1 protein-coding gene is annotated in these 1,172 nt (G+C 75.6%); it reads right to left on the reverse strand.

Annotation, left to right across the window (positions count from 1 at the left end):
- Positions 1-200: 200 nt before the first annotated feature.
- On the reverse strand, positions 201-1,172 hold a 972-nt coding region (gene alr / locus ABZ371_RS32775), incomplete at its 5' end, for an alanine racemase (RefSeq protein ID WP_358686618.1).

Genomic DNA, 1,172 nt, shown 5'->3' on the forward strand with positions numbered 1-1,172 from the left:
GGTGATCTCCCCCGGCCCGACGCGTCCGGTCGGTGCTGTCTCTCCTCCGGCGAAGGGAACCCGATGGTCGACGCAGTGGTGATCGGAAGCGGCCCACGCCACGTCCCCCGCGCTGGTCTCGCTCACCGTGCCGTGCTCCCTCGTCGTTGTCGTCGTCGGGCCGGGGCCGAGCCGGATGCGCCCGGCCCCGGGCCGGGATCTCAGTCCCGGTCGTGGACTCCGCCGGCCGCGCCCGTTCCCCCGGCCGCGGGGCCGGGGCCCGTGGCGTCGCGGTAGACGCGGGGCACGCGCCCGCCGATGCGGGTGACGATCTCGTACGCGATCGTGTCCGCCGCCACCGCCCAGTCCTCGGCGGTGGGCTCACCCCGGTCACCGGGTCCGAACAGCACCGCCTCCGCCCCCGGCTCCGGGGTGTCCCCCTCCAGGTCGACCACGAACTGGTCCATCGCCACGCGTCCGGCCACCGTGCGCCGCCGGCCGGCGACCAGGACGGGCCCGCGGCCCGAGGCGTGGCGCGGGACGCCGTCCGCGTAGCCGACGGGCACGAGGGCGAGGGTCGTCTCGGCCGGGGTGGTGTAGTGGTGCCCGTAGCTGATGCCGTGGCCGGGCGGCACCTGTTTGACCAGGGCGATCGAGGCGGCGAGCGTCATGACGGGGCGCAGCCCGAAGTCGGCCGGTGTGCCGAGCTCCGGGACGGGCGAGATCCCGTACATGGCGATCCCGGTGCGTACGAGGTCGAAGTGCGACTCCGGGAGCGTGAGGGTCGCCGGGGAGTTGGCGATGTGCCGCACCTCCGGCAGGACGCCTTCCTTCTCGGCGTACGCCACCATGTCCCGGAAGACGTGGAGCTGGGCGGCGATCGAGGGGTGGCCCGGCTCGTCGGCGCAGGCGAAGTGCGACCAGAGGCCCGTGACGCGCACGGTCCCCTCCGCCTCGGCGGCGCGGGCGGCGGAGACGAGCTCGGGCCAGTCGGCGGGCTGGCAGCCGTTGCGGCCGAGGCCGGTGTCCGCCTTGAGCTGCACACGAGCGGGTGTTCCCGCCTCCGTGGCGGCGGCGACGACCTCGCCGAGCGCCCACATGCCGCTGACCGACACGTCGATGCCGGCCTCGATCGCCTCGCGCCACGGGCCGCCCGGCGTCCAGAGCCAGCACATGACGCGGCCGCCGAGCCC

This window comes from Streptomyces sp. NPDC005899 (genome assembly GCF_040629645.1).
Taxonomy (GTDB): domain Bacteria; phylum Actinomycetota; class Actinomycetes; order Streptomycetales; family Streptomycetaceae; genus Streptomyces.